Origin of the sequence: Paraburkholderia sp. GAS199 (genome assembly GCF_050436585.1) — a bacterium.
Classification (GTDB): Bacteria; Pseudomonadota; Gammaproteobacteria; order Burkholderiales; family Burkholderiaceae; genus Paraburkholderia.
In genome coordinates this window covers 574,239-597,009 of the sequence record NZ_JBNDMM010000003.1, presented here as the reverse complement: position 1 = coordinate 597,009, position 22,771 = coordinate 574,239, and the positions used below count along the sequence as shown (strand labels likewise).

The following is a 22,771-nucleotide window of genomic DNA, read 5'->3' as shown; positions in this document are numbered from 1 at the left end:
TCGCAGGGAGACACTTGCGCCCGCGATCCGCAAGGAACGGTTACATCATGAACTCGACGACCTCACATAGCGCGGCCGGCGCCGCCCAGACGGCCCGCCCCGCATCGGCGACAAAATCGAAAACGGACGAATTCGTTCGCATCGAAAATGTCGTGAAAAAATTCGGCGACAGCACGGCTGTCGACAACGTCAACCTCAGCATCGCGAAGAACGAGCTGTTTGCGTTGCTTGGCAGTTCCGGCTGCGGCAAGTCCACGCTGTTGCGCATGCTTGCCGGTCTCGAGACGGTGACGTCCGGCCGTATTTACGTCGACGGCGAAGACCTCGCCGCCATGCCGCCGTACAAGCGGCCCGTCAACATGATGTTCCAGTCGTACGCGCTGTTCCCGCACATGAGCGTGGAAGCGAACATCGCGTTCGGGCTCAAGCAGGAAGGCACGCCGAAGAACGAGATCCGGGAACGCGTCGCCGACGCGCTCAATCTCGTGCAGATGAGCAAATACGCGCAGCGCAAGCCGCATCAGCTTTCCGGCGGCCAGCAGCAGCGCGTGGCACTGGCGCGCTCGCTGGTCAAACGCCCCAAGCTGCTGCTGCTCGACGAGCCGATGTCCGCGCTCGATAAAAAGATCCGCCAGAAGACCCAGCTCGAACTGGTGAACATCATCGAGAAGGTGGACGTGACCTGCGTGATGGTCACGCACGATCAGGAAGAAGCCATGACGATGGCCGGCCGGCTCGCGGTGATGAGCGAAGGCCGCATCGTGCAGATCGGCTCGCCCAGCCAGGTGTACGAGCATCCGAATAGCCGCTTCTCCGCCGAGTTCATCGGCTCGACCAATCTGTTCGAAGGAACGGTCGTGGAAGACGAACCGGACCACATCTTCGTGGAGAGCGACGAACTCGAAGCGCGCATGTACGTGAGCCACGGCATCACCGGGCCGCTCGGCATGCCGGTCGGCATCTCGGTGCGTCCGGAGCGCGTGAAGGTCTCCCTCGACAAACCGTCGGCGCAGCACAACTGGGCGCGCGGCGTGGTGTCGGATGTCGCGTACATGGGCAGCTATTCGCTCTATCACGTGCGTCTGCCGAGCGGCAAGACGGTCGTGTCGAATCTGCCCAGCTCGCAACTCATCGGCGACGGTGCGCCGTCCTATAACGACGACGTGTTCGTCTACTGGTCGCCCGCCAGCGGCGTGGTGCTGACGCAATGAGAAATCCCGCCACCCACTCCCCCGCGGCGCTCGGCGCGCCGTCCGGCAGCCGCCTGTCCGGCTCGCTGATCAAGCGCCTCTCGTGGTTCGTGCCCTCGGGCCGTTCGACCGTGATCGGCGTGCCGTTCCTGTGGCTCACCGTGTTCTTCGCGCTGCCGTTCGTGCTGGTGCTGAAGATCAGTTTCGCGGACCTGCGTCTGGGCATTCCGCCCTACACGGATCTCGTGACGGTCAAGGACGGCATGGTGCACTTCGCCATGCAGTTGAGCCACTACGCCTTCCTGCTGCAGGACGATCTCTACGTTGCCACGTATATCAGCTCGCTGAAGATGGCGGCCGTCTCGACCTTCTTCTGTCTGCTGATCGGCTATCCGGTCGCGTATTACATCGCGCGTTCCGAGCCCACCAAACGCAACCTGCTGATGATGGGCGTGATGCTGCCGTTCTGGACGTCGTTCCTGATTCGCGTCTACGCATGGATCGGCATTCTGAAGGACGACGGCCTGCTCAATCACACGTTGATGGCGATCGGCGTGATTCATTCGCCGTTGCGGCTCTATCACACGGATATCGGCGTGTATATCGGCATGGTTTATTCGTATCTGCCCTTCATGGTGATGCCGCTCTACGCTCACCTCGTGAAGATGGATCTCACCCTGCTCGAAGCCGCCTACGACCTCGGCTGCAAACCGTGGACGGCGTTCACGCGCATCACCTTGCCGCTGTCGAAGAACGGGATCATCGCCGGCAGCCTGCTGGTTTTCATTCCGGCGGTAGGCGAATACGTGATTCCCGAACTGCTCGGCGGCGCCGACACGCTGATGATCGGCCGCGTGATGTGGGACGAGTTCTTCAACGATATGGACTGGCCGATGGCATCCGCCGTCACCGTCGCGATGGTCTTGCTTCTGCTCGTGCCGATGGCCGTGTTCCAGTACTACCAGGTCAAGGAACTGGAGGGCTCGAAATGATCAAGCCGAATAAAACCCTGTCTGCCGGCGTGCTGACGTTCGGATTCCTGTTTCTGTACATCCCGATCATCAGCCTCGTGGTGTACTCGTTCAACGAATCGAAGCTCGTCACCGTGTGGTCCGGCTTCTCGCTCAAATGGTACGGCGCGTTGCTGCAGGATGGTGAGTTGCTGGGCGCGGCCTGGCTCTCGCTGAAGATCGGTCTGCTGACCGCGTGCGCCTCCGTCGTGATCGGCACCTGGGCGGGCTTCGTGCTCGCGCGCTTCGGCCGCTTTCGCGGTTTCACGCTGTTCGCCGGCATGATCAACGCGCCGCTCGTGATTCCCGAAGTCATTCAGGGCATTTCGTTGCTGCTGTTGTTCGTCGCACTCGAACAGATGCTTGGCTGGCCGAAGGGCCGCGGTCTCTTCACGATCTGGATCGGTCACGTGATGCTGTGCGTGTCGTACGTGGCGATCATCGTGCAGTCGCGCGTGAAGGAGCTGAACAAGTCGCTCGAAGAAGCGGCGCTCGATCTCGGCGCCACCCCCTTCAAGGTGTTCTTCCTGATTACGCTGCCGCTGATCTCGCAGGCCTTGATGTCCGGCTGGCTGCTGTCGTTCACGCTCTCTTTCGACGACCTCGTGCTGTCCGCTTTCCTCTCCGGTCCCGGTTCGACCACGTTGCCGCTGGTGGTGTTCTCGCGCGTGCGTCTCGGCCTGAATCCGGAAATGAACGCACTCGCCACCATCTTCATCACCACGGTCACGATCGGCGTGATCGCGGTGAACCGCTGGATGCAACTGCGCGAGCGCAAACGCAACAAGGACATGCAGATGGCGTTCGCTCTCGCCGAAGCCGCCGATCCGCAGCCCGTTCCACCACAACAAGCCGCCGTACGAAAGTCGCTCGATACGGCACGCGCCTAGAAGTTTTTTGCAAGACGATCAATAAGGAGAATTTGCATGAGAAAGAAGCTCATCTGTCTGTTGGTGGCGGGGAGTCTGCCTGGCTTTGCCATGGCGGACGCCACCAGCGACCAGATCAAGGCGCTGCAGGCGCAACTCAACGCGCTGCAAAAAGAAGTGAAGCAGTTACGCGCCGAAGTCGCCACCAAGCCGAAGGCCGCCACAGCGACAGCGGCCACGGCGGCACCTTCCACGCCGGCAGTGGCCGCCGCGCCGGTGGACGTTTCTTCGCCGGAATACGGCCGTGCGCAGGCCACGCTCACCAACGACGACGTCACGGCGATGAAGCAGCAGATCGCCAACCAGCAGTTGAAGGTGGACTCGCTGGAAGACGCGGCGCAAACCGGTCCGATCGCCGGTTTGTCCGTCACGGGTTATATCGATCCGACCTACATGTATAACCGCGCGCAGAGCAGTTCGTCGTTCCTGTTCGCGAACCACGAAAGCAGCTACAACTACTTCAACAGCACGTTCGGCGATCTGTACCTCGATATCAAGAAGACCTTCGGTGTCGGCCCGATGGCGCCGTCGGCGGAAATCACCTTGATGCCGAATCGCGGCAACGGCATTACGCTGCTGCAGAACTCGCATGGCGATATCGGCAACAACATTCTGAACACCGCCGTCGTGAACGTGCCGGTTTCTGCCACCACCACACTTGTCGCCGGTTTGATTCCTAGCTTCGGCGGCTATGAAGTGCAGCAGTCCAACCAGATGCTGACGCTCACCCACAACCTGCTCTACGACTTCTCCGATCCGGGCAGCTACATCGGCGTCGGCGCGAATTACACGGCGGGCAACTGGGCGTGGAAGTTCTTCCTCGGCAACGAGCAGTACCGCACTTACGGCGCGACCACGCAGATCGGCACGAACGCACTCGGCGATCCGATCACCACCAGCAACAAGATTCCGACCTTCACGGCGCGCACGGACTATACGTGGTCGAGCGCACTCGATGTCGGCGGCTCGATCAATATCGGACGGCAGACCTTGCCTAGCGCCATCGACGCCAATACCGGCGCGGTCAGCTACGGCGTGGGCGGTCAGTCGCCGAGCGCGGGCGGCACCTTCTTCTTCACCGAAGCGGACCTGACCTACACGCTCGCCGACGTGCAGTACAACGCCGAACTCGACTACGGCCAGCAGCAGAATGCCGCTTACAACGGCGGTCAGGCACAGTGGTACGGCCTCTCGCTGCTCGCGCACCGCAAGTTCAATCTGCCGGTGGTGGGCCGCATGGGCGCCACGATCCGCTACGACCTGCTGGTGGACAGCAAGAACGGCGGCGGCGGTGGTGGCATCGCGTTGAACGGCAACGGCATGGACACGGCCAACGGCTTCGGCGTGGGCGCGGACTGTCTCGCCAATTCGCAGGCCAATGGCGGCCTCGGCTTCGAGTGCAAGGGCGCCACCCGTCAGGACGTGTCGCTCGACCTGCTGTTCTATCCGACCCAGCAGATCACGGTCAAGGTGGAATATCGCCACGACTGGGCCAACAAGCAGGTGTTCCTGAAGAACGACGGTTCGTACGGCAAATCCAACGACCTGCTCGCGACACAGTTCATCTACTCGTTCTAACCCGCACTGCCCGCAAACGTGGCGCGTTCGAAGAACGACCACCCTTGCGGGCTTTTTTGCATACTCTGCCTATGCTTTCATTCTCGAACCAGCCGCACGTCGCCTCCTATTACGCGGCCACCGCCAACGACACCACACGCCATGCGCCGCTCGACGACACGATCACCGTCGACGTCTGCGTGATCGGCGCCGGTCTCACCGGCATTTCCGCCGCGCTCAATCTGGCCGAGCGCGGATTCTCCGTGGCGGTGCTGGAAGCATCGAAAGTCGGCTGGGCGGCAAGCGGCCGCAACGGCGGCCAGTTGATCGGCGGTTTCGCGTGCGATATCGATACCTTCGCGCAGTTCATGCCCGCCGAAGACGTCAAGCGCATCTGGGACATGGGTATCGAAACGCTGGATATCGTGAAAGACCGCGTAGCGCGTCACGGGATCGAGTGCGATCTGAGCTTCGGCTATCTGACCGCGGCCAACAAACCGCGCGACACCCACGCGCTGCAAAAATGGCGCGACGAAGCGCAACGCCGCTTCGGCTACGAACACTTTCATTATGTCGATGCCGATAGCGTCGGTCAGTACGTGCAGTCGCAGCGCTATCTCGGCGGCCTGTTCGACGCCGCGAGCGGCCACCTGCATCCGCTGAATTACACGCTCGGCCTCGCACGCGCGGCGCGAGAGGCCGGCGTGCAGATCTTCGAAGACAGCCGCGTGACCGCCCTGCGCGAGGAAAGCGGCCAGCATGTCGCCGAAACCGCGCATGGCCGTGTGCGAGCGAAATTCGTCGTGCTCGCCTGCAATACCTATCTCGGCCAGCTCGCGCCGCAGGTCGCCAGCAAGATCATGCCGGTCGGTACCTACGTGATCGCCACGGAACCGCTCGATCCCGATCGCGCCGAAGCCCTGATGCCCGCCAAAGCGGCCGTCTGCGATAGCCGCTTCGTGCTCGACTACTTCCGCCCCGCCCCGGACCATCGCCTGCTATGGGGCGGCAAGGTCAGCTACTCGACCTTCGCGCCGCGCAACCTCGGCGAAGCGATGCGCCGCGATATGCTGAAGACTTTCCCGCAACTCGACGACGTCAAGATCGACTACGCGTGGGGCGGTTTCGTGGACATCACCATGAATCGCGCGCCGCATTTCGGCCGGCTCTCGCCAACGGTTTATTTCGCGCAGGGCTTCTCGGGGCATGGCGTGAATACCACAGGTCTGGCCGGCAAGCTGATTGCCGAAGCAATCTCGGGGCAGGCATCGCGCTTCGATCTGTTCGGCAAGATTCGTCACCGCGATTTTCCGGGCGGCGCTACACTGCGCACCCCTGCCCTCGTGCTTGCCATGGCCTGGTATCGAATGAAGGATATGCTCTGATGAACGCCGCCACTCCCGGTTTCAACGCACTCGACCAGCGCGCCGACGCGCTTATCGCCAACTCCTGGTACGAAGCGAGCGTGACTCGTCCGCCGGTCGACGATCCGACGCTGCAAGGCAGTATCGACGCCGACGTGTGCGTGATCGGCGCGGGCTACGCGGGGTTGTCGGTGGCGCTGGAATGCCGGGAGCGTGGCCTCTCCGTGGTCGTGCTCGACGCGCATCGTCCCGGCTGGGGTGCATCGGGTCGCAACGGCGGCCAGACGCTGGTGGGTTTCGCCAAAGACGAGATCATCGAACGTCAGCTGGGGCTCGACGGCGTGCGCGCCGCGTGGGCCATGTCGGTGGAAGGCGTGGCGCTGGTGCGTGAGCGCATCGAGCGCTACGGCATCGATTGCGATTTCACGTCCGGCTATCTCACGGTAGCGACCAAACCGAAACGCGTGGCCGATTTGCGATCGTGGATGGACGCCGCCTCGCAACGCTGGGGCTATTCGAAGCTCACCTGGCTCGATACCGACGAAGTGCGCGCCCGCGTCGCATCGCAACGCTATCTGGCCGGCGTCTACGACCCGTTTTCCGGGCATCTGCATCCGCTCAAATATTGCCTCGGACTCGCCGACGCCGCACGTCGCGAAGGCGCGCAACTGTATGCGCATTCGCCGGTGCTGGAAGTGGTGCGCGGCGCGAAACCCATCGTGCGTACCGCGCACGGCGAAGTGCGCTGCCGCTTCGTCGCCGCCTGCGGCAACGCCACCATCGGCGACGTGTTGCCCGCGGCGGTCGCCGCGCGCATCGCGCCGATCGCGTCGTACATCGTCGCGACGGAACCGCTCGGCAAGGCGCGAGCGGACGCGCTCATCAAAGGCCGCGAGGCCATCTGCGATAACAACTTCTTTCTCGACTACTTCCGCCTGTCGGCGGATCATCGCGTGCTGTTCGGCGGCCGGGCCAGCTCAACCGGCGCGTCGCCCGCGCAACTCGGCGAGGCGATCCGCACGCGCATGACCGGCGTGTTTCCGCAACTCGCGGACGTGCGAATCGACCATGCGTGGGGCGGCTTCGTCGACGTGACGCGCAACCGTGCGCCCGATTTCGGGCAGATCGATCCAAACTATTACTACGTACAGGGCTTTTCGGGGCACGGCGTGGCGCTGACGGGTATCGCCGGACGCGTCGTCGCAAAAGCGATGGCCGGCGAAAGCGCGGCCTTCGACCTGTTCGCGCAGCTACGGCATGCGCGCTTTCCGGGCGGCCCGGCATTACGCGGACCGGCGCTCGAACTCGGCATGCTGTATCACCGGGTTCTCGAACTGTTCTAACGGCGCAGCAAGCATTCAGCGGCGCTGCGGTCCGAGCATGCGGGCCAGCGCCCGCGCCAGTTCCTTGACCACGGCGTCGGCCGTGGGACGATGCAATAGCGCGATGTCCATGGTTTCGATCGCGGGCAAACCGCTCTTCGGCGTCAATACGACGTGATCCGAGGTGACCGCGCGCGCGGGCAACAGACTGATGCCGAGACCGTCGGCCACTGCCGCCTGAATACCGCTGAGGCTCGAACTGATGAAGCTCATGCGCCAGCGGCGGCCCAGACTTTCGATGGCATTCGTCATGTCGTCACGATAAAGGCCACGCGGCGGAAACGCCACGAGCGGAATCGGATCGAGCCTGTACGACGGGTTTTTCGCGCTGTCGATCCAGCGCAACTGTTCCGGCCAGCACGCCACCGCTTCGCGGCTATTGCGGCGCTGCTTCACGATAATCAGATCGAGTTCGCCGCGATCGTAGTTGTTGCCCAGATCGCGACTCAAACCGCTCGTCACTTCCAGTTTGACTTGTGGATGTTTGCGGTTGAACGCCGCGAGCATATGCGTAGTCGGACCGCCGACAAAATCTTCAGGCACACCGAGTCGCACCGTGAGGCCGACCGTCGCGCCGGACAGCGCCTCGATCATTTCGTCGTTGAGCGCGAGCATTCTGCGCGCGTAGGCCAGCAGCGTTTCTCCGGCGTCGGTGGGGCTCACGTCGCGACTGCCGCGCTCGAGCAGCTTATGGCCCGCCATTTCCTCCAGCCGCCTCACTTTCTGACTGATGGTGGATTGCGTGGAATGCAGCCGCGCGGACGCCGCCGTGAATGTGCCGCAGTCGGCCACCATCACGATGGCCTTCAGCAGGTCCAGGTCGAATAGCGGGGTACGGGCTTTCGCTTCGGGTTTCATCGAACGATTCGGGCTTCAAATACCAGTGCAGGAAATGTTATTCGATTTTCCACTGACACGCATTTGAACATTTAATTTTTTAATGTGCGACGGGATGGCTAAGATCGGGCGCTATCGATGCGGTGAATGCGGTAGCTGCAGTGACATTACCCAATGGTCCTCGTTACCGGCTTTCATCAGAAGTTTTGTCGGGACTCGCAAGACTCACTGGGAACGAAGCTATGAAATTCCGTTTTCTGCTCGCCGCACTGCCGTTCATCGGCATCTATTCGGGCGGCTCGCTCGCCGCCGATACGCCACTGCTGTTCGGTCTGCCGTTCCTGCTGGTGTGGAATCTGTTCTGGATGGCGGCAACCGCCGGCATCCTCGCGATCATTTTTCATCTGGACAGCCGCGATGAAGCGGCGGCGGAAGCAGCGCATGCGCGAATGGAGAACGGACAATGAACGCCGCGCTCGTCATCATCGTTCTGTTCGCGCTGTTCGCATTGGCGGTCGGGCTATACGCGCGACGCGGGAAAACCCTCAGTCTGGAACAGTGGGCGGTGGGCGGCCGCGGCTTCGGCTCGCTGCTCACTTTCCTGCTGATGGCCGGCGAGGCCTTCTCCACCTTCTCGTTTCTCGGCGCGAGCGGCTGGACCTATAGCAAGGGCGTGCCCGCTTTCTACATCCTCTCGTACGGCTGTCTCGCCTACGTCATCGGTTACTGGATGCTGCCGGCCATCTGGCGTTACGCGAAAGAACACGGCCTCGTTTCGTTCGCCGACTACTTCGCGGCGAAGTACGACAGCCGCGCGATCGGCGTGCTGGTGTCGGTGGTGGCCGTATTCGCGATGATCGCGCTGCTCATCATCCAGTTGCGCGGACTCGGCATCATCGTCTCCGAAATGTCGTATGGACTGATTTCGCAAGACACCGCCATCTGGATCAGCGCCACGCTGATGGTCGTGTACATGAGCGTGTCGGGTATCCACGGTTCGGCCAGCATCGCGATTTTCAAGGACGTGCTGATCCTCGCGCTCGCGATTTTTCTCGGCACGTATCTGCCGTTGCACTACTTCGGCAGTTTCGGCGAGATGTTCGCGCGTATCGACGCCGTGCATCCAGAACTGCTGCGCATGCCGGAACATGGCTTCAATCTCAGCTGGTACAACTCCACGCTGCTGCTGACCTCGCTGGGCTACTATCTTTATCCGCACGGCTTCACGGCGGTGTACGTGGCACGCGACGCGTCGGCGCTGCGCAAGAACACCATGCTGATGCCGATCTACCAGGTGCTGATCGCTTTCCTGTTTCTCGTCGGATTCGCCGCGGTGCTGACCGTGCATGGGCTCGAAGGCGCACAGACCGATCTCGCGCTTCTGCGGCTCGTCAAGCAGACGTTCCCGTCGTGGTTCGTGGGCATCGTCGGCGGCGCGGGACTGCTCACCGCGCTCGTGCCCGGCTCGCTCATCATGCTCAATGCCTCCACCATGATCGCGCGCAATATCTATCGCGAAGGTTTTGCGCCCCACGCGAGCGACCGCGAAGTGGGACGTGTCGCGCGCATCGTGTTGCCGCTGTTCACGCTGGTCGTGGTCTATTTCGTGTTGCATGGCGGCTCGAATTTCGTGGCGCTTGCCATCTTCTCGTCGAGCCTGCTGACGCAACTGGTTCCGATGCTCGCCTCCAGTTTTCTCAAGCGCCCGTTCGGTACACGCGAAGCGGCATTCGGCGGCATCTTCGCCGGTGCGATCGTGCTGGCGCTGGCAAACTGGCGTGGCATGACGCTGGCGTCGGTCTTTCCGGCTGCGCCGCTCGCCTTCACCTCCATCAATACCGGCCTCGTCGCGCTGGTCGTCAATGCCGCCGTGTTCGTCGCCATCAGCGCGGCGCAGCGCGCACTGCGAGCGCGCCTGGCGACGTCGGTCGAATCGGTATGAACACCATGAACCGCTCACTTTTTCTCAGCAATGTCCGCACGGCCGATGGTCAGGCGGTTTCCGTCAGCATCGTGGACGGCCGGATCGAAGCGCTCGGCGCACATCTGCAGGCGCAACCCGACGCAGCGCTCGAAGACGGCGGCGGCGCCCTGCTGCTGCCGGGTTTTGTCGAAGGACACACGCATCTCGACAAGAGCCATTGGGGCCAGCCGTGGTATCGCAACGAAGTCGGCCCCGCGCTGACGGACCGCATCAGCAACGAACGCGAATGGCGCAAGACCTCGGGACACGATGCCGGCACGCAGTCGCTCGCGCTCGCGCGCGCATTCGTGCAGGCGGGCACCACGCGTCTGCGCACGCATGTGGACGTGGATACCGACGCAGGGCTGCGCTATCTCGAAGGCGTGCTGGCTACGCGCCAGACTTTGCGTGACGTGATGGACATGCAGATCGTGGCCTTTCCGCAGTCGGGCATGCTGATTCGTCCCGGCACGGTCGGGCTGCTCGGCGAGGCGCTCGCGGCCGGCGCGGACGTGCTGGGCGCGCTCGATCCCGCATTGATCGACGGCGATCCGGCGGCGTCGCTGAACACCACGTTCGAACTGGCGCAGCGCTACGGCAAACCCATCGACATTCATCTGCACGAGCCCGGCGAAGTTGGCGCATTCTCGCTGAAACTGCTGCTCGATCGCGTGGCCGCGACGGGCATGCAAGGGCGCGTGGTGGTCAGCCACGCGTTCTGTCTCGGCGCACTGCCCGAGCGCGAGCGCGACGTACTGCTCGAGCGGCTCGCGCATTTGCGCGTGGCGCTGCTCACGAGTGCGCCGGCTTCGCGGCCCGTGCCGCCTCTGAAAATCTGCAAGGAAAAAGGCGTGACGATTTTTGGCGGCAACGACGGCATTCGCGATACGTGGACGCCGTACGGCGTGCCCGACATGCTCGAACGCGCCATGCTGATCGGTCTGCGCTACGATCTGCGCCGCGACGACGATCTCGCCCTCGCCTTCGGTTGCGTGAGCGACACCGCCGCCGAGGGTTGCGGGTTCGACAACTACGGTTTGCGTAGCGGCGCGCGCGCCGACCTCGTACTGGTGGAAGCCGACACACTCGCTCATGCCATCGTTTCGCGTCCCAAACGAAAGCTGGTGATGGCGAACGGCCAGATCGTGGTGCGCAACGGCGAGTGGCTGAAGGCAGCCTGATCGGAAAAACGCTTCACGTCCGGCACTTTTATATGAACAGTCAGCAACACATCGACATTCTGATCGAACACGGCTGCGTGATCACACTCGATCCCGCGCGCCGCGTCATCGAAAACGGCGCGGTTGCCATCAAGGGCGATCGCATCGTGGCCGTGGGAGACACGGACACACTCGCGCGGCAATATCGTGCCGACCGCGTGATCGACGCGCGTCGCAAAGCCGTGCTGCCCGGATTCATCGACGCGCACGCCCATGCCGGACACGCCATGCTCAAAACGATCGGCGGCGCCGACGGCGATGCATGGACGGCCGCATGCGAAGCCATCTACACCCGCGCATCGGACGAAAACTTCTGGGAAATGGAATCGCACCTGGCTGCGCTGGAGCGCCTGAAAGCCGGCGTGACGACAGGCGTTTCCCTGCTAGGCGGCGGCGATTCCATCATGCGCGCGGACGACCCCGTGTATGCGCGGCGTCATTGCGACGCGGTGCTGAAAACCGGCACGCGCTCGATGGTTGCGGTAGGTCCGTCGCGTCCGCCCGAACCGCGCGCTTATACGCGGCACGGCGCGGCAGACAAAAGCGGCAACGTGACGCGCGAAATCGATTTCGAGCAGATGTACGAGGTCTGCAAGGAGATTATCGACAGCTGCCACGGCGACGGCAACGGCCGCATCCAGATCGCCCTGACGCTGCCCGTCTACGCGCCGCAGCACTATCCGGCTCAGGCCGCGTACGAGCAGTCGTTCCGGCGTCAGGCGGAACGCTATGGCGCGCTTGCGCGCGAGCGAAACCTCGGCTTCACGCAGGACGGTCATCGCACGGGCACACTCGATTTCGCGCATCGCGAGTTGGGCTTGCTGGGCGCGAAGTCGTTCATGTCGCACGCGATCGATCTGAACGAAGCGGATATCGCCGCGTGCGTCGAAACCGGCGCGTCGATCGTGCATAACCCGAGCGCGATCATGTCGATCATTGGGCGCTGCCCCGTGCCCGAACTCATCGACGTGGGCGTGACGGTCGCCATCGGCTCGGACGGCGCGGCGCCCGACCGGGGCTACGACATGTTCCGTCATATGTGGCAATGCATGCATTATCATCGCCGCCACTTTCGCGATCCCGACGTATTGCCGCACGGCAAGGTACTCGAAATGGTGACGATCGACGCAGCCCGCGCGCTCTCCATCGACCACGAACTCGGTTCGCTCGAAACCGGCAAACTCGCCGACATCATTCTCATCGATCTCTACAAGCCGCACCTCATGCCGATGAACATGCCGGTTCATCGCGTGACCTGTTTCGCCAATGCCGCCGACGTGTGCATGACGATGGTCGGCGGAAAAATTCTGATGGAGAACTACGAGGTGCTCTCGGTGGACGAAGCGGACATACTCGAACGCGTCTCGGCCGCGGCCGAAGAAACATTCGAGCGCGCCGGGTTGCATCACCTGCTGGACGAGCCGGCCACGTTGTGGCGCGGCAGTCGTTACTAAAGCTTATTCCAACACTCAATCCGCGTTGAACAACGAACGCGACGTGGCTGCGCCGTCTCCCCAGAATTCACCGTTCCGCACGATTGCGCGGCCAGCGGGAACGGCGGCCACCGCCGCGGCGGCGTTCGGCGCTTTCACGATCACGAAGCTCGCTTCGTTGCCCACCTCGACACCGTAGCCGGTTTTGCCCAGCACGGCGGCGCCCGCCTGCGTTGCCATGTTCAGCGCGATACGCAATTCCTCGTCCGTATAGAAACCCGAGCGATAGCCGATCAACATGGCCCGCTGCAACATGTCGCCGTTGCCGTAGGGCCACCACGCGTCCTGAATGTTGTCGTTGCCGGTGAACACCTGCACGCCTGCTGCGCGCAATGCGAGAACCGGCGGAAACGCGCGATCGCCCGGCGCGTTCGTCATGATCGACACGCCCGCGTCCGCCAGCGCGGCCGCGATGCGTTCGACCACGTCCGGCGCGACGTCGCCGAGTGCATAAGCATGACTGACGGCGACCCGGCCGTTCAGTCCCGCCGCTTTGGTCCGCGCCGCGATCCGATGCAATTGATCGATGCCCTGCTGTCCCGGTTCGTGAAGATGAATGTCGATTTTCACGCCGCGTTTTTCGGCGATACCGAAGACGATATCGAGTTGCGCCTCGGCGTCGTTATCCAGCGTGGTCGGATCGATGCCGCCCACCACCTGCGCGCCCTCCTGCACGGCCGCGTCGAGCATCTGCGCGGTGCCGGGACAGGACACCACGCCCGCCTGCGGAAACGCCACCAGTTCGATATCGACGACGCCACGCCACCTTTCGCGTGCCTGCATGACGGCGTGCAAATGCGTCAGCCCGGTCGTCGCGTCCACGTCGACATGACAGCGCATGGCCATGGTGCCGAACGACGCCGCCTGCCGAATCAGCGCATCGGCGCGCTCGGCAATAGGCGCGGCGCTCGCGAGCTGCTGCTTTTCGACCGCGAGCCGCTCGCGCAAACTGCTTGCCGGACGATGCGGACGCCAGCGGTCGCCGACAAAACTCTTGTCGAGATGAATATGGCCGTCGACGAAACCGGGCAGCACCAGATGCCCTTGCAGGTCGACGATTTCCGCGCCGCCGCTTTCAGGGCGCTCACCGCCGATGGCGGCGAAACGGCCCTGCCGTACGGCGAGATTCAGCGGTGCGCCGTCGGCGTCCACGGCATTGACGAATACGCGGTCGAACATGATCTGCCTCTGTCGTTCATGGCCCATGATGGGCAATCGCTGAACCTTATCGGAGCGTCGCGGCCTCGACAAATTAAATGTTGGACTGACGCCTATTTGCTTTCTGGATGGTTTCCCGACGGTTTCTCGTCCACGCGTCGCGTTTGAAAGCACACGCCTTGCACGCTACGAATCTCGGCGTTTACCCTGAAACGGTAATTCGTTAACTATTTATCGATAATTTATCGTGTTAGATTTCGTCGCCTGCGTGCAGCAACAGAAAAGCGACAACCGCGACAGAGGAGAACGGGAATGTGGGTTTTGATTGGCGTGCCGATCGTCGTGCTCGGCTTTGCATTGCGATTCAATGCACTGCTGGTCGTGACGATCGCAGGCATCGCGACCGGCATCGCCGGCGGTTTGCAAACGGTGGAGATTGTCAGCGCATTCGGCAAGGCATTCGCGGATAACCGCTACATGGGCCTGATCTGGCTCACATTGCCGGTGATCGCGCTGCTGGAGCGCAACGGCCTGAAGGAACAGGCGCGGCATCTCATCTCGCGCCTGCACGCCGCCACGACCGGCCGCGTGCTGATGCTCTACTTCGTGATCCGCCAGATCACGGCGGCACTCGGGCTCACGTCGCTCGGCGGTCATGCGCAGATGGTGCGCCCGCTGATCGCGCCCATGGCCGAAGCTGCCGCCGCCAACCGTTATGGCGAGTTGCCCGACGAAGTGCGCCAGCAGATTCGCGCCAATGCATCGGCGGTCGACAACATCGCCGTGTTCTTCGGCGAAGACATTTTCATCGCCATCCAGTCGATCCTGCTCATCAAGGGCTTTCTCGAACAGAACGGCATCGTGGTGGAACCGCTGCATGTGTCCGTGTGGGCCATTCCCACCGCGATCGCCGCGCTCGTCATTCACGTCGCGCGTCTGATGCTGCTGGACCGCAATCTCTCGCACAAGATGGGTGCACTGAGCGCCGCACGAGGAGTCGCACGTTGATGATCAAACTCGAATCGCTCTACGTGCTGGCCGGTTTGATGTTCGCGGCGTTCGCACTCTTCAATCTGAGCGACCGCACGAATCCGCGTCGCGTGGTCAACTTTCTGTTCTGGGGCATCTACGCGGTCACGTTCATGTTCGGCGGTGAACTGCCGCACTTCGTGACGGGTTGTCTTGCCATCGCGCTCGCGCTGATCGCTGGGTCCGGCAAGCTCGGCAAGGGCAAATCCGACGCCGACAGCAGCGCCGCTGCCGCGCGCCGCGAAACCAACGCGCAGCGCTTCGGCAACCGCCTTTTCATTCCGGCGCTGCTGATTCCGTTCGTCACCTTGCTGGGTACGTTGACGCTGAAATACGCGCCGTTCGTCGAAACGAAGAACGTCACGCTGATTTCGCTCGTGCTCGGCACGCTGGTGGCGTTCGGCACCGCGCTCTTCATGTTGCGCGACTCGCCGGTGCATGCGCTGAAAGACGCGCGCCACACCATGGATACCGTCGGCTGGGCCGCCATCCTGCCGCAAATGCTCGCGGCACTCGGCGCGCTGTTCGCACTCGCCGGCGTGGGCCACGTGGTATCGGATCTCGTGAAAACCTGGATTCCGGTCGACTCGGCTTTCGCCGTGGTCGCGGCGTATACGTTCGGCATGGCAATCTTCACCATGATCATGGGTAACGCATTCGCGGCGTTTCCGGTCATGACGGCCGGCATCGGCCTGCCGCTGATCGTCCATCAATTCCACGGCAATCCGGCCATTCTCGGCGCCATCGGCATGCTGTGCGGCTTCTGCGGCACTTTGATGACTCCGATGGCGGCCAACTTCAATATCGTGCCGGCTGCGCTGCTGGAACTGAAAGACCAGAACGGCGTGATCAAGGCGCAATGGCCAACCGCTTTACTATTGCTGATCGTCAATACCATACTGCTGTATCTGTTCGTATTCCGATTCTGAGGAGACGCCGATGACCGTTCAACTTACCGCCGAATTCGCGTCGCGATTCGCCAATCTCGCCCTCGCTCATCTGACGCGCGAGTATCCGAACAAGCTGACTCACTCGCTGGCCGGACCACAGGACGTGCAGGGACCGCGCGCGCTGCATCCGATCTTCTACGGCAGCTACGACTGGCATTCGTGCGTGCATGGCTACTGGCTGATCCTGCATCTGCTCGATCGTTTTCCGGATCTGCCCGAAGCCGGACGCATCATTGCCGTGGTCGACGAGCATTTCACCGCGGCCAACGTGGCGGGCGAACTCGCCTACCTGGAGTTGCCGCACAATCGCGGCTTCGAGCGTCCGTACGGCTGGGCGTGGCTGCTCGCGCTCGGCGGCCAGCTGCACAGCATGAAGCTCTCGCAGGCCGCGCAGTGGTCGAAGATCATGGCGCCGCTGACCGAGACTTTCGTGGCGCGCTTCGAAGAGTTCTTGCCGAAGGCCACCTACCCGCTGCGGGTCGGCACGCACTTCAACATGGCGTTCGCACTGGCGCTCGCGCTCGATTTCGCGCGCCAGACGTCGCGTGATTCGCTGGAAGCGTTGATCGTGAATACGGCCGAGCGCTGGTTTCTGAACGACGTCGCGTGCCAGGCATGGGAGCCTGCCGGCGACGAGTTCCTGTCGCCCTCGCTCATGGAAGCGGAGCTGATGCGGCGCGTCCTGCCGCCCGCGCAATTCGGCACATGGTTCGGCCGTTTTCTGCCGGACATCGGCGCGAAAAAGCCGCTTACGCTGTTCGAACCGGTGACCGTGACGGATCGTACGGACGGCAAGATCGCCCACCTCGACGGACTGAATCTGAGCCGCGCGTGGTGTCAACGTTCGCTGGCGCGCGCGCTGCCTGCCGGCGACGTGCGGCGCACCGTGCTGTTCGAATCGGCCGAGCGGCATCTGCACAGTGCCTTGCAGCACGTCGCCGGCGACTACATGGGCGAACACTGGCTGGGTACGTTCGCCACGCTGGCGCTCGAGGCCTGAGCGACGCAGCATAGAGACCGCGCCTTCGCGGCGCACCCATGCAAAACGGCGCTCATTCGCGTGAACCGGGCTACTGAACTGACTAGCCGGCTCGCGCAATGAGCGCCGTTCGTTTTTCTACTGCTTGTCTTCCAGGCTTTTCCCAGCCTTTTTGCTTCCGCTCCGATCCGCGCGCAGCGGATCGGCCGGCGTGCAGGCTGGAGAGCCGGTTACTGGCCCGTCAGCTTTTTAGGCTTCGGCGGCGCCTGAACCTTGTTGTACTGGAACTCCGGCGTTGCCTTCAGCGCGTCCTTGCTTGCACCCGCCAGATAGAAATTACCCGAGCGGATATCGAGCGCGGCGATAGGCACGGCTACGTCGTGCGACGCAACGCCGAGGAACCCGCCTGCCGAAACGATGGCCGCCGACAGCGAGCCGTCCGGAGCCACCACCAGATCGCGGATCGCGCCGATCTTTTCGTTCTGGTCGTTGTAGACCGTCTTGCCGAGAATGCTCTTCTTCACGCTCCAGCCGCTCAGCAAGGCGTTGGATTGTTCCACCGTGACGCTCAGCGGTTGCGTGCCGGCCACCTGCGCCTGTGCACCGAAGCTGGTTGCAGCTACTGCGACTACAACAACAAGTTTGCTCAAAGTCATATCGTTCACTCCGTTCATACAAGGCTTGACCGACGCATAGTGCGCCGAAGATTCGCTGCAAAGGGATCATACAGACTACGCGGCGAATACGCATTCTGCGTGCCTGGTCGCGGCGTTTCTGCGTGGTCCGGCGGCATGCTCATCGGCGCGGCACAGTGCAACGGCGCATAACGGTAAAATTGCACGAGGCGACGATGCCCGTTTAGAGGTGGTAGTTTGACTGAGCTTGAGCAGGGCTTCATTCTGACCCGACACTGGCGCGATACGCCCGCCGGTACGGAGGTCGATTTCTGGCTGGCAACCGACAGCGGGCCCCGTCACATCCGTTTGCGCGCGCAACCATCGGTGGCATTCATCCCTGCCGACCAGCGCGAGCGCGCCGAAACCATCCTGCGCCGCGAAGCGCCGCTCGATCTGCGGCCACTCGAATTGCGCGACTTCCAGCATCGTCCGGTGATGGGTCTTTACTGTCCTCAGTACCGGCAACTGGCCGGATACGAGAAGCGTCTGCGGCAAGGCGGTGTGGACGTGTACGAAGCCGACGTCTATCCGCACGAGCGCTACATGATGGAGCGGTTCATCACGGCGCCCGTCTGGTTCAGCGGCGAGCCGCAGAAAAACGGCCCGCTTCTGAATAGCGAATTGAAACCGGCCGCGGACTACCGGCCGCAATTGAAACTGGTTTCGCTCGATATCGAAACGAGTGCGCACGCCGAGCTTTATTCCATTGCACTCGAAGGCTGCGGCCAGCGTCAGGTCTATATGCTGGGGCCACCGAACGGCACGCCCGGCCAGCTCGATTTCGAGCTGGAGTACTGCGAAACCCGCGCACAGTTGCTGGAAAAGCTGAACGCCTGGATGGAGCGGCACGATCCCGATGCGATCATCGGCTGGAATCTCGTGCAGTTCGACCTGCGGGTGTTGCAGCAGCACGCGGAGCAATATCGCGTGCCGTTGCGGCTGGGTCGCGGCGGTGCGGTCATGGAGTGGCGCGAGCACGGCCTGAAGCAGAATCACTTTTTTGCGGGCGCGGCGGGCCGGCTGATCATCGACGGCATCGAAGCCTTGCGCTCCGCCACGTGGAGTTTCCCGTCGTTCAGTCTGGAACACGTCTCGCGTTCGGTCCTCGGCGAAGGCAAGGCGATCGACAATCCGTATCAGCGCATGGATGAAATCCAGCGCCGCTTCGACGAAGACAAGCCCGCGCTCGCGCGCTACAACCTCAAAGACTGCGAGCTGGTCACGCGCATCTTCGAGAAAACCGAACTGCTGCACTTTCTGCTCGAACGCGCGACCGTCACCGGCTTGCCGGCGGATCGCAGCGGCGGATCGGTGGCGGCGTTCACGCATCTGTACATGCCGCGCATGCATCGGCAGGGCTATGTCGCGCCGAATCTCGGCGACGTGGCGGGCGCGGCGAGCCCCGGCGGCTTCGTGATGGATTCGCGGCCCGGCCTCTACGATTCCGTCCTGGTGCTCGACTACAAGAGCCTCTATCCGTCCATCATCCGCACGTTTCTGATCGACCCCGTCGGTCTGGTGGACGGCATGCTGAATCCCGACGACGACCATTCGGTGCCGGGCTTTCTCGGCGCGCGCTTTTCGCGCAACCGCCATTGCCTGCCCTCGATCGTCGCTCAGGTATGGCAAGGCCGCGAAACCGCCAAGCGCGAACGCAACGCGCCGCTTTCACAGGCGCTCAAGATCATCATGAACGCGTTCTACGGCGTACTGGGTTCGACCGGCTGCCGTTTCTTCGATCCGCGTCTCGCGTCGTCGATCACCATGCGTGGTCACGAGATCATGCACACCACGCGCCGACTGATTCAGGCGCAAGGCTACGAAGTCATTTACGGCGACACCGACTCCACCTTCGTCTGGCTCAAGCATGCGCACGACGAGCAGGAAGCGGCCTCGATCGGGCGGGCGCTGGTGGAACACATCAATGCATGGTGGCGGCAGAATCTGCAGGAACGCTTCGGCCTCGACAGCGCGCTCGAATTGCAATTCGAGCGGCACTACAAGCGCTTTTTCATGCCGACCATTCGCGGCACCGAAGAAGGCAGCAAGAAACGCTATGCGGGTTTGACGGTGCTGGCCGACGGCCGCGAAGACGTGGTCTACAAAGGTCTGGAAACCGTGCGCACCGACTGGACGCCGCTCGCGCAGCAGTTCCAGCAGGAGCTTTATGGGCGCATTTTCCGGCAGCAGCCGTATCAGGACTACGTACGCGATTACGTGCGCGACACACTGGCCGGCAAGCTCGACGACCAGCTCGTGTATCGCAAACGCCTGCGCCGTCCGCTCGGCGACTACGAGCGCAACGTGCCGCCGCATGTGCGCGCCGCCCGCGTAGCCGACGACTTCAACCGTCAGCAGGGACGCCCGCTGCAATACCAGAACGGCGGCTGGATCAGCTACGTGGTGACCACCGCGGGACCGGAGCCGCTGGAAACGCTGCGCTCCGCAATCGACTACGAGCACTATCTGACGCGCCAGCTGCAACCCGTCGCGGACGCCATTCTGCCGCTCTTGCGCGACGATTTCACCACGCTGATCAGCGGCCAGCATCAACTGTTCTGAGGCAAAACGATGGAGCCGGATTCCAAGCAGCCCGTGACAGCGGCAAACCGTGTTTTCTCCGAAGGCGCGCTCACACTCGGGCTCACCTTGCCGCTTCTGCGCGCGGGCGTGATCGTGGCCGACTTCCACGAGCAGCTGGCCTTCGCGCGTCTGGCGGACCAGCACGGCTTTCGCGCGCTCTGGGTCCGCGACGTGCCGTTGAACAGCGCGGATTATCCGGACCCGGTGGGCCATCTCGATCCATGGGTTCTGCTCGGCGCGCTGGCGACGAATACGCAGCACATCGCGCTTGCCAGCGGCGCCATCGTGCTCACGCTGCGGCACCCTTTGCATATCGCCAAGGCGGCGGTGTCCGTGAATATGCTGAGCAATGGGCGCTTCATTCTCGGACTCGGATCGGGCGACCGGCCACCGGAATACGCCGCCTTCGGTCAGGATTCGGACGCGCGGCGCGATCTCTATCGCGCGCATTGGGAGACACTGGCGGCGGCACTCGGCAAGCCTTCGCGCGTTATCCCCGACCAGACGCCGGAAGGCGCGCCCACCTTCGAACTGCTGCCGGCGAGCCCGCGCACCGTACCGCTGCTCGCGGTGGGATCGGGCGGCCAAAGCGTCGACTGGATTGCGCGCCATTCGCTCGGCTGGATGACCTATCACCGCGAGCCCGAGGCGCAGCGCGCCCGTTACAGTATGTGGCGCGCCGCAGTGGATCGCGCGGCGCCCGAGGCTTTTCGCGCTTTCGGCGAGGCCATGCGGCTCGAACTCGTCAGTGATCCGAATCAACCGGCGGAGCCAGTTTCACTGGGCTATCGCACTGGCCGCCACGCACTGGTGCGCATTCTCGACGATATGCGCGCGAGCGGCACGCATCACGTCACGTTCAATCTATCCGCGTCGGAGCGTCCAATCGCGGATGTCCTCGACGAACTGGCTCAACACGTGTTGCCGCTCTTTCACACCACGACCTGACGGCGGCCGTCGCCGCGAACCGCGGCGTCCCGCTCACTTCGAAATCTTCTCCAGCTCGATGCCCTTCGTTTTCGGTCCCATCAGTCCGATTGCCAGCATCACGATCAGCATCGCGCCCGCGATAAACACGAATACGCCGATGGTGCCGAATTCTCTCAGCACCATCGCGATCAGAAAGGCCGTGAAAATAGCGGAAAAACGACTCCACGAATAAACGAAGCCCACGGCGCGCGCCCGGATACTGGTGGGAAAGAGTTCCGTCTGATAAGCGTGGTAGCTGTACGAAATGATATTGCCCGCCAGCGTCAGACAGACGCCGAGGCTCACCAGCAGCAACGCGCCCGACGCCTGACTGAACCACAGGCCGCAGACGATATTCGCGCCGGCCATCACCACGATCACGGTCTTGCGCTCGAAACGGTCGCCGATAAAGAGGCCGATAATCGGACCGAGCGGCGCGGCCAGCGCAATGACGCTGGAGTACATCAGGCTCGTGGTGATCGTGATGCCCTGCTTGATCAGCAAGGTCGGCACCCAGTTCGCAAAGCCGTAGAAGCCGACCGTCTGGAAGATGTTGAAGATGGTCATCATCAGCGTGCGGCTGCGGTACGGCGGCACCCACATGTCGCGGAAGCTGCCGCGCGGCGCAACCGGCACGGCCGGCTGAGGCAGCGGCAATTCGCGGCCGTATTCCTTGCGCACTTTCGCTTCGAGTTCGCTCATCACGCGGTCGGCTTCGGCAAGACGTCCCTGCTGCGCGAGCCAACGCGGACTCTCCGGCAACGCGCGCCGGATCCACCAGACGAACAGCGCACCGTGCGCGCCGATCAGCACCACCCAGCGCCAGCCGTCCAGACCGAACGGTGCGCGCGGCACCAGCAGCCAGGACAGAAACGCCACCACCGGTACGGCAGTAAAGCCCACGGCCTGCTCGCACGCAAAAGCGCGGCCGCGAATCTGTTTCGGCACCAGCTCCGAGATGTACGTGCCGATCGTCACCAACTCCACGCCGATTCCGACACCGGCCACGAAGCGCCAGAAATTCAGACCCGTGGCCGTTTCCTGAAACGCCATGATGACGTTGGCCGCGGTGTACCACAGCAACGAATAGGTGAACACGGCGCGGCGGCCGAAGCGGTCGGCGAGAAAGCCGCACGCGATCGTGCCGATGAAGAGCCCGCTAAACAGCGCCGCGATGAAACTCGCGACGCCGGTCGAGCCGAACAGGCCGTGCGTGGTCGCCGTGAGCAGACCGCTTTTCACGAGGCCGGGCGCGACGTAGCCGGAATACAGCAGATCGTAGAGTTCGAAGAAGAAGCCGAGGCTCAGCAGCACCACGAGCTTCCAGATGGAACGCGTGGCGGGCAGGCGATCGAGGCGCGCGGAAATGCTGCCGGCGTCGAGCGGAACGGACGCGGTCGACGCCGCGACGCCAGCGCCGCGCACGACGGATTCGGCGTGATCTGGGGATGCCATATTGTTTGTCTCCTGGTGATGCAAAT

General features: G+C 62.9%; 19 protein-coding genes. 15 read left to right on the top strand and 4 right to left on the bottom strand.

Annotated features, from left to right (window positions below; genetic code table 11):
• The first annotated feature begins 47 nt into the window (after positions 1-47).
• From P3T18_RS14345 to P3T18_RS14320, 6 genes are all read left to right on the top strand, one after another.
• Positions 48-1,211 (top strand): ABC transporter ATP-binding protein, encoded by a 1,164-nt coding sequence (locus P3T18_RS14345; protein WP_429300579.1) that lies wholly within the window; start codon positions 48-50, stop codon positions 1,209-1,211.
• On the top strand, positions 1,208-2,182 hold the full coding sequence (locus P3T18_RS14340) for an ABC transporter permease subunit (RefSeq protein WP_429300578.1): 975 nt from the start codon (positions 1,208-1,210) through the stop codon (positions 2,180-2,182). Before P3T18_RS14345 ends, P3T18_RS14340 begins: the two co-directional genes overlap by 4 nt.
• A complete protein-coding gene (locus tag P3T18_RS14335) occupies positions 2,179-3,090 on the top strand; it encodes an ABC transporter permease subunit (protein WP_429300577.1) in 912 nt (303 codons plus the stop codon). Before P3T18_RS14340 ends, P3T18_RS14335 begins: the two co-directional genes overlap by 4 nt.
• A 36-nt stretch (positions 3,091-3,126) precedes the next feature.
• Positions 3,127-4,707 (top strand): DUF3138 family protein, encoded by a 1,581-nt coding sequence (locus P3T18_RS14330; protein ID WP_429300576.1) that lies wholly within the window; start codon positions 3,127-3,129, stop codon positions 4,705-4,707.
• A gap of 71 nt (positions 4,708-4,778) precedes the next feature.
• Positions 4,779-6,071 (top strand): NAD(P)/FAD-dependent oxidoreductase, encoded by a 1,293-nt coding sequence (locus P3T18_RS14325; protein WP_429300575.1) that lies wholly within the window; start codon positions 4,779-4,781, stop codon positions 6,069-6,071.
• Complete coding sequence (locus P3T18_RS14320) at positions 6,071-7,393, top strand: NAD(P)/FAD-dependent oxidoreductase (RefSeq protein WP_429300574.1); 1,323 nt, start codon at positions 6,071-6,073, stop codon at positions 7,391-7,393. The genes P3T18_RS14325 and P3T18_RS14320 overlap by 1 nt, the downstream gene beginning before the upstream one ends.
• A 15-nt stretch (positions 7,394-7,408) precedes the next feature.
• On the opposite strand, the gene P3T18_RS14315 is transcribed toward P3T18_RS14320, so the two are convergent.
• Complete coding sequence (locus P3T18_RS14315; protein ID WP_429300573.1) at positions 7,409-8,290, bottom strand: LysR family transcriptional regulator; 882 nt, start codon at positions 8,288-8,290, stop codon at positions 7,409-7,411.
• Between the two features lie 221 nt (positions 8,291-8,511).
• Between P3T18_RS14315 and P3T18_RS14310 the strand changes: the two genes are divergently transcribed.
• From P3T18_RS14310 to P3T18_RS14295, 4 genes are read left to right on the top strand one after another with little or no spacing between them, the layout of a single operon-like run.
• Positions 8,512-8,736, top strand: a complete 225-nt coding sequence (locus P3T18_RS14310) for a DUF3311 domain-containing protein (RefSeq protein ID WP_429300572.1) — start codon at positions 8,512-8,514, stop codon at positions 8,734-8,736.
• Complete coding sequence (locus P3T18_RS14305; RefSeq protein ID WP_429300571.1) at positions 8,733-10,211, top strand: sodium:solute symporter family protein; 1,479 nt, start codon at positions 8,733-8,735, stop codon at positions 10,209-10,211. The genes P3T18_RS14310 and P3T18_RS14305 overlap by 4 nt, the downstream gene beginning before the upstream one ends.
• Positions 10,212-10,216: 5 nt before the next feature.
• Entirely contained in the window at positions 10,217-11,413 is a 1,197-nt protein-coding gene (locus P3T18_RS14300; protein ID WP_429300570.1) for an amidohydrolase family protein, read from the top strand.
• Between the two features lie 32 nt (positions 11,414-11,445).
• On the top strand, positions 11,446-12,906 hold the full coding sequence (locus P3T18_RS14295) for an amidohydrolase family protein (protein WP_429300569.1): 1,461 nt from the start codon (positions 11,446-11,448) through the stop codon (positions 12,904-12,906).
• Between the two features lie 15 nt (positions 12,907-12,921).
• Here the strand turns inward: P3T18_RS14295 and P3T18_RS14290 are convergent, their stop codons facing one another.
• Positions 12,922-14,124, bottom strand: a complete 1,203-nt coding sequence (locus P3T18_RS14290) for an amidohydrolase family protein (protein WP_429300568.1) — start codon at positions 14,122-14,124, stop codon at positions 12,922-12,924.
• Positions 14,125-14,415: 291 nt separating this feature from the next.
• On the opposite strand from P3T18_RS14290, the gene P3T18_RS14285 reads away from it, so the two are divergent.
• From P3T18_RS14285 to P3T18_RS14275, 3 genes are read left to right on the top strand one after another with little or no spacing between them, the layout of a single operon-like run.
• Complete coding sequence (locus tag P3T18_RS14285) at positions 14,416-15,111, top strand: DUF969 domain-containing protein (RefSeq protein WP_429300567.1); 696 nt, start codon at positions 14,416-14,418, stop codon at positions 15,109-15,111.
• Entirely contained in the window at positions 15,111-16,061 is a 951-nt protein-coding gene (locus P3T18_RS14280) for a DUF979 domain-containing protein (RefSeq protein ID WP_429301101.1), read from the top strand. Before P3T18_RS14285 ends, P3T18_RS14280 begins: the two co-directional genes overlap by 1 nt.
• 10 nt (positions 16,062-16,071) lie before the next feature.
• Positions 16,072-17,082, top strand: coding sequence for a DUF2891 domain-containing protein (locus P3T18_RS14275; RefSeq protein ID WP_429300566.1), 1,011 nt, complete (start codon positions 16,072-16,074; stop codon positions 17,080-17,082).
• 209 nt (positions 17,083-17,291) lie between these two features.
• Here the strand turns inward: P3T18_RS14275 and P3T18_RS14270 are convergent, their stop codons facing one another.
• Positions 17,292-17,717 carry a PRC-barrel domain-containing protein gene (locus P3T18_RS14270; RefSeq protein WP_429300565.1) on the bottom strand — a complete coding sequence of 142 codons (426 nt, stop codon included), beginning with the start codon at positions 17,715-17,717 and terminating at the stop codon, positions 17,292-17,294.
• A 216-nt stretch (positions 17,718-17,933) separates the two neighbouring features.
• Between P3T18_RS14270 and P3T18_RS14265 the strand changes: the two genes are divergently transcribed.
• Together P3T18_RS14265 and P3T18_RS14260 are read left to right on the top strand one after the other, a co-directional pair.
• Positions 17,934-20,300: a DNA polymerase II gene (locus P3T18_RS14265; protein ID WP_429300564.1), complete on the top strand. Its 2,367-nt coding sequence runs from the start codon at positions 17,934-17,936 to the stop codon at positions 20,298-20,300.
• Positions 20,301-20,309: 9 nt separating this feature from the next.
• Complete coding sequence (locus P3T18_RS14260; protein WP_429300563.1) at positions 20,310-21,269, top strand: LLM class oxidoreductase; 960 nt, start codon at positions 20,310-20,312, stop codon at positions 21,267-21,269.
• A gap of 33 nt (positions 21,270-21,302) precedes the next feature.
• On the opposite strand, the gene P3T18_RS14255 is transcribed toward P3T18_RS14260, so the two are convergent.
• Positions 21,303-22,745, bottom strand: coding sequence for an MFS transporter (locus P3T18_RS14255; protein ID WP_429300562.1), 1,443 nt, complete (start codon positions 22,743-22,745; stop codon positions 21,303-21,305).
• Positions 22,746-22,771: the final 26 nt, after the last annotated feature.